Genomic DNA, 8,433 nt, shown 5'->3' with positions numbered 1-8,433 from the left:
AATAAAACAAAAACCTTCCAAATTAGATTCGGAGGGTTACTTGAGTTGTGCATTTTTAGTATAGCATGAAGCGATTTTTAATTTAAAAGATTTTTATTGACAATCTATTAGCTGGTTTTGTGAAATAAGAGAAAATCCTGCGTTTTTTTCAACACAGGAATTTTAAACGAACTTTATTATAAATTATTAGTTTTTATTTTTCTGGGAACTTTAATTAGCTTGATGTATTTCTTAAATTGGGAGGCCTATTTAAAACGGGAATTAATCCAACTTGGATAATAATTGATTTCATAGATTACACTTTTTTAGTTTTTTTTCTAAAAGATACATATTCTAAAAATTTTTTGGCTGCAAGTGAAAGTGATTTTTGCTCTCGCATAGCAATTCCTATATTTCTATAGGCAGGGATTTCGAGTTCTTTCGCAATAATTTGGTAAGGGATGCGCTGCAAAATTAATTCTGGTAGTATGCTAATCCCTAGACCATTTTCCACCATCGACATAATGGCATAGTCGTCCCATGTTGTAAAATGAACTTGCGGTGATATTTGATGCTTCTCAAAAATTTCGGAGATTTCTGCTTTTGCCCCTTTTTCTAATAGCAGAAATGGTCTGTTTAGTAGCTCGCTGATTGGAAACTTTTCGCAATTAGCTAGTGGATGATCTTCAGGAATCACTGCCAGTAAACGGTCTTGCTCTAAGAAGATTGTTTCAAATTGCTCTTTTGATGGTAGCCGCAAAAATCCAAAGTCAACTCGTCCTTCTATAATCCAATTCTCTATTTCTGTATAATCCCCTAGCAGCAATTCAAAATCAATATTTGGATAATCCTTCCTAAAGAATTTAATCATATTGGGAAGCCAGTGGGTTGCCACACTTGAAAACGTTCCAATACGTATCATCCCGGACTGTATATCATGTAAGTCCTCGAGTTGCATCATTAAAATTTCGTGCTCATTACAGATTCTCTTTAATTGAGGAAATAACTTTAAGCCATCTGAAGTTAAACTAATACCTCCTCGTCCTCTTTCCAAAAGAGAAACTCCCCATTCCGTTTCTAAATCGCTAATCATACGGCTGATGCCAGACTGTGTATAGTTTAAGCTTTGAGCTGCCTTTGTAAAGCTTCCATATTCTACTGCTTTAACAAATGCGATATATTTTTGGATATTCATAACTTCCACCTTTAACATTCTAATTTGTCATAGATAACATGAGAAACATTCGGTTTTGTAATATGTAAAGCTATGCTAATCTATTGCTATTGAAAATTCAAGCTTGAATACCAAAATTAGGTGGATTTAGATAACACTCCTGCAGGAATACATTCCACCTGTTATTCACAAATAAAATGAAGTAGGAAGGAAGTATGGTGGGTATATTGAAGAATGCTTATGTAAAATATGTAGTCGCATTACTGTTATTTGGCTCTAACGGAATTGTTGCAAGTTATATTTTATTGAATAGCTATGAAATTGTTTATTTACGGACTTTGATTGGAAGCATTTTTCTCATTATAGTATTTTTCCTGTCAAAGCAAAAATTACAGTTTTGGGGAAATAAATCACATTTACTGTATTTAGTTATTTCCGGGGTTGCGATGGGAGCAAGCTGGATATTTTTATTTGAAGCATTTGCACAGATTGGTGTAAGTATAGCCACACTTATTTATTATTGTGGCCCTGTTATCGTCATGATGCTTTCTCCCTTTATTTTTAGGGAGAAAATGACAAGTGCTAAAGTGGTTGGATTTCTTGCTGTAATATTGGGGATGCTTTGTGTAAACGGGCAAGCTTTTGTTCAGGGGAAAATTTCTTGGGGATTAATTTTAGGGATGTTATCGGCAATCACGTATGCTATTATGGTTATTTTTAATAAAAAGGCAAGCAGTATAACGGGACTTGAAAATGCTATGTGTCAGTTAGTTATAAGCTTTATAACGGTGGCAATTTTTATAGGTTTAAAACAAGGATTTTCAGTTAACATTTCGGATGGAAATTTGATTCCTATACTTGTCTTAGGTGTTGCAAGTACTGGAATCGGGTGCTATTTTTACTTTTCTTCTATTGGAAGTTTGCCTGTACAGACAGTGTCAATTCTTGGATATTTGGAGCCTCTTTCGGCACTGATTTTTTCAGCTGCAATTTTAGGAGAAGAGTTAAGTCTTGTTCAAGTAGCAGGAGCTGTGTTGATTCTAGGAGGTGCAGCATTTGGAGAATTGTTTCGGCAAAAAGGACAAGAAAAAGTCTCGAGTGAATAAGGTTTTTGGTAAGTAACTAAAGTTTTATTAAGATAATGGTAGATTATTAAATTCTAATTATAAGCATCTTTCCTTCAATGATAGTCTAGAGGGGAGATGTTTTATTATTTAATAGAAACGAACGATTTCAAAGATTATGGAAGTAATAGTGTAGTTATCATTGGATTATTTTCCACATATTGTATAATTGGATTAGGACAATATTTTCAAAGAGTAAAATGAGCAGATTTAGTTTCATCATATTGTTATTTTGGTATATTCCTATTTTCTAGGGGGACGGAGATGGATACAACTGAACTAAAGGCAATGAGAAAGAAGCAAATGCTTGTAACTAATTTATTATTTATAACTATGCTTATGTTATATTTTGTATTTATTAACAATGTTAACATAACAATTTCAACTCAATATTTATTAGTGGGTATTCTGATGCTTATTCAAGTAATTTTGAGTATGGTGAAAGGATCTTCAACAAAATCATTCATTCCTATTTTTGAACAAGTAAACATTTATGAAAAGAGCAAGATGGGGAAAGAGTGGATAAAACAAAGAAAAAGTAATCGAATATGGAGTATCTTTTTATGTGTTTTATTCTTTTTTCAATATTTCTTTAATCTTAATTCAAAGACGATTATGGAAGTAGATTTACTTTTTTTTAGTGGATTATTAATCCTTTTATTAATTTTATTGAACACTACAATGTTATTGCATATTCGTAAGGTTGACCGAGGAACAACTGAAGAGGATTTTAAGACCTATAATAGGAAATGGAACATAATTAGTATTGTTCTTGGAATTGTATTTGGCTTCGCCATTATTATGTTTGCTATTTTTTATGCTTTAACAATTGGATAATGTGAAATTTGAGAAGGATCTCTTTAAATGCTAAGGCTGAAATATTAGGATAATAATTTAGGTGTTATGAAAGGAAAGATATTAAGCTTGGTTCTAATAATAAAGAACTGAGTTTTTTCTTGGGATTTTTTGTAATTGTGTATATCGATATCTTCATATATTTTGAGACTTATAAGGTGTTAGTGTCTTCATATTTATCCATTCTAATAGAATTTTGAATTATAACGGAAGGGCAATCTGCATTCACAATAGTTATGCAGTAACGTTCGTCGGACTAAAGGTTATAGATTAGTATTCAAACATTATGAATTTGAGGTGGAGTAAACGTTGAAGAATAAAAAAGCTTGGGGAGTAATTATTACATTAGGTTTATTAGTTTTATCAAAATTTAAATTTGTTCTAGTCATTTTGAAGGTATTAAAGCTGCAAACATTAATTAGTATGGCTATTTATTTATGGATGTATGCACTAATATATGGGTGGAAATTCGCTGTTGCATTCGTCTATTTAATATTTATACATGAGATGGGACATACATATGCTGCGAAAAGACTTAAATTACCAGTAAGCCCAGCTATTTTTATACCTTTTGTTGGAGCCGCCATTGCTATGAAAGAAATGCCAAAGAGTGCTAAAGATGAAGCGTATTTAGCTTATATGGGGCCGGTTTTCGGACTTCTTGCGTTTTTGCCAGCATTTCCACTGTATTTTTATAGTGAGGATCCTTTTTGGGCGCTTGTTATTTTTTTAGGAGGATTATTGAATTTATTTAATTTAATTCCCATAACACCTTTAGATGGAGGACGGATTGCTGCTGGGATTAGCACAAAATTATGGGCGGTAGGATTAATCATACTCCTTGGATATTCAATCTATAACTTTAGTATATTAGGATTTATCATAACAATAATTGGTGCGATGGAGTGGTATAGAATTTATCAGCAACAAAAAAATCTTGCGAAAGATAAAAAGGAAGTATCATCCTATATTACGACAAACAATCTGTTAAGAGAACATTCTGAAAGAGCATCAGTTAGTAATTTTACATATTATGCAGGTTCGTTTAAAAAGGATATTTTAAACGAACAATTGAGAGAGACATTTAATATTTTAAATAAAGTAGAAGAATTGGAAACTACAGAAGAGCAAGATAGAGAGATTATAGATGAATTCCTATTACGCTTCGATGAACAGGTTCATAAAATAAAGAATGAATTCGAACGAAAGGCAGCATATTATAAAACCGACAATAAAACAAAGCTAAAATTATTTGTAATTTATATGGGGTTAGTTGTATTTTTAGCGGCAAGTACTTACTTTGGAAATTCTATAATCATGGAGTCCGAGGAAATGAAAAGAATTATGGAATGATTTAACGATAGTTAATTTATTAATGGAATAGTTTAATTCAAGAAAGTTATAAAAGTATTTAACCGTGTTACAAAAAATTTGTAGCACGGTTTTTGTATGAAAATAAAGATGGTCATTTTGACTATAATAGTTGTCAAAGTGGAAAATTTTACATACAATTTATTAGAGGTGTTGAAAGTGAAAAGTCGACTCAAAGAATTTCGTGCGAGAGATGGGTTAAATCAGTCAGAGCTTGCAAAACGAGCAAAGATATCTAGACAAACTGTTAGTCTAATTGAAAGGGAAGAGTATATGCCCTCTTTACTTATCGCGGTGAGAATTGCAAAGGTATTTAATGAAAAAGTTGAAGATGTATTTATTCTTTCAGAGGAGGAATTATTGTGAAGAAGTTTTTATTACCAATTTCATTGCTCGTTATATTTCTATATTCCTTGAGTAATTGGTTGGGTTTTATAAAAGAACAAACTCTTACTTATAATTTATTGGTTTTGGCCAATATCAGTTGTTTACTTTGCTTAATAATAGCCAGTTTTTACGGGGTATTTGTTCAAGTAAACGGTGTAAAAAAGATGAGCGATGAGGAAGAGGATGAGCGTTTATTACTTGTGGAGAGGCAATCTTATAGCACTGTAATTTGGGTGCAAGTTGCATTTTCTATTTCGTTTGTTTCTTTTATATCAGGATTTATGCTTGTTCGTGATTATTACCCCAAAATAGTCTTATATTCAATTTGTCTTTTTATTGCATCATTTCTTGGCCTAGTGCTTGTTAGTTATTTAACACGTTATTCGAATCCTAATTTTGAACTTCCAGATCCACATTCGCCAACTTACCAAAAAGAACTTTTTGATAGCTTTGATGATGGTGAAAAATATCTAATGTTAAAAGGCTTGTATAAGTTATACTATTGGTTAATTTTATTGCTAATATTATTAGGATTTGGATTAATGTTCTATTCCATCTTTACAGAGCAGTCACAATTAATAAGCATTGTTGGAATCGGTTGTATTTTATTATTTATTCAAACATATTTCGCTCTTAGTTTAAAACCTAAGAGGTAATCGTTTTGGAACGTAATTTAGCGTAGAGAGGGTTGGGAATATGACGATACTTAAATTGTTTACTAAATTTTAGTCCAGTTGAGCGGGTTTGAAAAAAGAGTTATTCTAATTAGAATTAATCTTATTGATTTATAAAGGAAGTCTATTTTGTAAATTAAAAAGGGTAAAAGGAGCTATATGTTCAATTTAATGTTAAAGTAATAAAGAAAATTAAAAAGTAAGTAGGCGATTAAAATTATTGAAATAAAGACATCTCAGATAAGTAACGGAGAATTTAATAGAGGGGTATTTGCTACTTGTGATATTAAAAAAGGGGTACTTATTCATGAAGCCCCTGTTATATCTTATCCAAACGACCAGCATCAATACATTGAGCAAACTATACTCGCAGATTATGCATTTGAATACGGAATAAACCATACTGCAATTCTTCTTGGTTATGGAATGTTGTTTAATCATTCCTATGAACCGAATGCGATTTATGAAATTAATTTCAATAATCATACTTTTGACTTCTATGCTTTTAAAGATATTAAAGCAGGAGAAGAGATTCTAATTAATTATAACGGCGATGTTGATGATAAAGAGCTTTTATGGTTTGATCAAGAATAAAAAGTATTACTTCCGATTAGTTTGGTTGCCGTGATAAAGGATTTAAATGAAGTGTAAACTATTTATGTTTAAATATTATCTGTTAGGAAGTATGATTTGTGGCTTACCGTTGCGTTGATCCAGGGAGTAGGATTAACGCTTTTTTAATTTACTAGAATATTGTTTAGGTTTACTGCCATAGCAGAATATACCTCTTAAAATTAAACATAAAATAGGTTATTGCAATAATTTTTTTAGCTTTAAGATAAGTGTTTTATGCTTAGGTGATAATTTGTCAAAAAATTAACAAGGATTTAATAATTTATGCAATCTTTGATTTATTAGATAATACTAGGCTCAACTTTAATTCTGCTAAAAAATGTAAAGGAATTGAAAGGTAAAAAAATAGAATAAGTATGTTATAATTTATCAATATAGACGGATATGTCTATGATATAATGACAGAGTATTTAATCATCAGGAAGGAATGTGAAATAATGAGCAACGGAATTTTTAAAATCCCAACACCTAAGAATGAACCTGGTAATACTTATGCTCCAGGTACAAAAGAAAGAGAAACATTAAAAGCAGAATTACAACGCCAATCTAGTATCGTAGTGGATATCCCTGTGATTATTAATGGTGAAAATATAAAAACAAACACAGTGAAGCAAGTAGTTATGCCACATAATCATCAACATGTTTTAGCTAACTATTCAGAAGCTGGTGAAAAAGAGTTGCGTGATGCTGTTGAAGCAGCAATGGCTGCTAAAGAAGCATGGGCTAATATGCCATGGGAACACCGCGCAGCGATCTTCTTAAAAGCTGCTGATTTAATTTCTGGTCCTTACCGTGACGTTATGAATGCTGCTACTATGTTAGGGCAATCAAAAACAGTTATCCAAGCTGAAATCGATTCAGCACAAGAATTAGCAGACTTCTTACGTTTTGGTGTTGATTATGCTAACCAAGTATATCAAATCCAACCAGATAGTATGAAAAATGTTTGGAATCGTCTAGATTACCGTCCATTAGATGGTTTCGTATTAGCGATTTCTCCATTTAACTTCACTGCAATTGGTGGTAACTTACCATCAGCTCCGGCAATGATGGGGAACGTAGTTGTTTGGAAACCAGCAACAACTTCTATTCTAGCAAACTATTACTTTATGCGTATTTTAGAAGAAGCAGGTCTACCAAAAGGTGTAATCAACTTCGTACCATCTCGTGGTTCACAAGTTTCAGAAATAGTATTAACAGATCCTCGTATGTCTGGATTCCACTTTACTGGTTCAACAGCAACGTTCCAAACTATTTGGAAAACAGTTGGGGAGAACATTGCAAACTATCAATCATACCCTCGTTTAGTTGGGGAAACTGGTGGTAAAGACTTCGTATTTGCTCACGAAACTGCTCAAGCAGACAAAGTCGTAGCTAACCTTGTTCGTGGTGCATTTGAATACCAAGGTCAAAAATGTTCAGCAGCTTCACGTGCTTACATCCCAGCTAGCCTATGGGAAGAAGTAAAAGCTGGTTTAATTGAAGAAACTGCAAAACTTAAAGTTGGGGATACTCGTGACTTTACAAACTTCATGGGTGCGGTAATTGATAAAGCTGCATTTGATTCAATTACAAGCTATATCGAATATGCAAAAGCATCTGAAGAAGCAGAAATTATTGCTGGTGGTACTTATGATGATTCAGTTGGTTACTTCATTCAACCTACAATCATCGTAACAACAAATCCAAACTTCAAAACAATGGTAGAAGAAATCTTTGGACCAGTATTAACAATTTATGTTTATGATAATAATAAATTAGAAGAAACATTAGATTCAGTAGATACAGCTTCTATGTACGCATTAACAGGTGCTATCTTTGCACAAGATCGTCAAGCGATTATGCACTTAGAAAAACGTTTATCTGGCGCAGCTGGCAACTTCTACATCAATGACAAACCAACTGGTGCAATGATTAACCAACAACCATTTGGTGGTTCTCGTGGTTCTGGTACAAACGATAAAGCAGGTTCTGTATTCAACATGATTCGTTGGACAACTCCTCGCGTTATTAAAGAAAACTTTGCACCAACTACAGATATCGCATATCCATTTATGGATGAAGAATAATTTATAGTATATAAAAGGGACGTCTCATAAAAGTGTGAGACGTCCCTTCAGGTTGTTGACAAAAGACCTTCAGAATGGGCTTATTCTGAAGGTCTTTTGTAATTTTAATAGATTATTGGGTATTTAACCGACTTATTTGGGGTAAAAACACTCTTCGAGTATTATAT

General features: G+C 32.5%; 8 protein-coding genes. 7 read left to right on the top strand and 1 reads right to left on the bottom strand.

What is annotated here, in order from left to right:
* Nucleotides 1–295 precede the first annotated feature (295 nt).
* Nucleotides 296–1,174, bottom strand: a complete 879-nt coding sequence (locus EKG35_RS19935) for a LysR family transcriptional regulator (protein WP_126296295.1) — start codon at nt 1,172–1,174, stop codon at nt 296–298.
* A gap of 197 nt (nt 1,175–1,371) precedes the next feature.
* Between EKG35_RS19935 and EKG35_RS19930 the strand changes: the two genes are divergently transcribed.
* From EKG35_RS19930 to pruA, 7 genes are all read left to right on the top strand, one after another.
* Nucleotides 1,372–2,259 (top strand): DMT family transporter, encoded by an 888-nt coding sequence (locus EKG35_RS19930; RefSeq protein ID WP_246020515.1) that lies wholly within the window; start codon nt 1,372–1,374, stop codon nt 2,257–2,259.
* A gap of 282 nt (nt 2,260–2,541) precedes the next feature.
* Complete coding sequence (locus tag EKG35_RS19925) at nt 2,542–3,114, top strand: hypothetical protein (RefSeq protein ID WP_126296294.1); 573 nt, start codon at nt 2,542–2,544, stop codon at nt 3,112–3,114.
* Between the two features lie 327 nt (nt 3,115–3,441).
* A complete protein-coding gene (locus EKG35_RS19920) occupies nt 3,442–4,485 on the top strand; it encodes a site-2 protease family protein (RefSeq protein ID WP_126296293.1) in 1,044 nt (347 codons plus the stop codon).
* 177 nt (nt 4,486–4,662) lie between these two features.
* Complete coding sequence (locus EKG35_RS19915) at nt 4,663–4,869, top strand: helix-turn-helix transcriptional regulator (RefSeq protein WP_126296292.1); 207 nt, start codon at nt 4,663–4,665, stop codon at nt 4,867–4,869.
* Nucleotides 4,866–5,546 carry a DUF3169 family protein gene (locus tag EKG35_RS19910; RefSeq protein WP_185807839.1) on the top strand — a complete coding sequence of 227 codons (681 nt, stop codon included), beginning with the start codon at nt 4,866–4,868 and terminating at the stop codon, nt 5,544–5,546. The genes EKG35_RS19915 and EKG35_RS19910 overlap by 4 nt, the downstream gene beginning before the upstream one ends.
* Before the next feature lie 234 nt (nt 5,547–5,780).
* Nucleotides 5,781–6,158 carry an SET domain-containing protein gene (locus EKG35_RS19905; RefSeq protein WP_126296290.1) on the top strand — a complete coding sequence of 126 codons (378 nt, stop codon included), beginning with the start codon at nt 5,781–5,783 and terminating at the stop codon, nt 6,156–6,158.
* Between the two features lie 476 nt (nt 6,159–6,634).
* Nucleotides 6,635–8,266 carry an L-glutamate gamma-semialdehyde dehydrogenase gene (gene pruA, locus EKG35_RS19900; RefSeq protein ID WP_126296289.1) on the top strand — a complete coding sequence of 544 codons (1,632 nt, stop codon included), beginning with the start codon at nt 6,635–6,637 and terminating at the stop codon, nt 8,264–8,266.
* Nucleotides 8,267–8,433: the final 167 nt, after the last annotated feature.

Source organism: Lysinibacillus telephonicus (assembly GCF_003966145.1).
Classification (GTDB): Bacteria; Bacillota; Bacilli; order Bacillales_A; family Planococcaceae; genus Ureibacillus; species Ureibacillus telephonicus.
Note: the sequence above shows the minus strand (reverse complement) of the source record. Positions and strands in the feature narration are given on the sequence as shown.